The sequence below is a fragment of the Prauserella sp. PE36 genome (assembly GCF_003311655.1).
In the GTDB taxonomy this organism is placed as follows: domain Bacteria; phylum Actinomycetota; class Actinomycetes; order Mycobacteriales; family Pseudonocardiaceae; genus Prauserella_A; species Prauserella_A endophytica.
On sequence record NZ_QEQT01000008.1, the window covers coordinates 1 to 484 of the forward strand.

The following is a 484-nucleotide window of genomic DNA, read 5'->3' on the forward strand; positions in this document are numbered from 1 at the left end:
CAGCGCATCGCGTACGCCGCCGAGCGGTCCACCTTCGACGGGTCCTTGCCCGAGAAGGCGCCACCACCGTGCCGTGCCATCCCGCCGTACGTGTCGACGATGATCTTGCGCCCGGTCAGGCCCGCGTCACCCATCGGACCGCCGAGCACGAACCGGCCCGTCGGGTTGATGAGCACCTTCGGCTCCTCGGCGGCGAGGCCGAGCGAGACGATCTCCGGCTTGAGCACATTCTCCGTCAGATCGACCGCCAGCATCTTGTCCAAATCGATACCTTCGGCGTGCTGGCTGGAGATCACCACGGTGTCGAGCCGCACCGGCTGGTCACCGGCGTACTCGATCGTCACCTGCGTCTTGCCGTCCGGCCGCAGGTACGGGATCGTCCCGTTCTTGCGCACCTCGGTGAGCCTGCGCGACAGGCGGTGGGCCAACGCGATCGGCAGCGGCATCAGCTCCGGCGTGTCCGAGCACGCGTAGCCGAACATCA

At 67.8% G+C, this 484-nt stretch carries 1 protein-coding gene; it reads right to left on the minus strand.

Features of this window, described 5'->3' with window-relative positions:
• On the minus strand, positions 1-484 hold a 484-nt coding region (locus DI005_RS00160; RefSeq protein ID WP_158559766.1), incomplete at both ends, for a methionine adenosyltransferase domain-containing protein.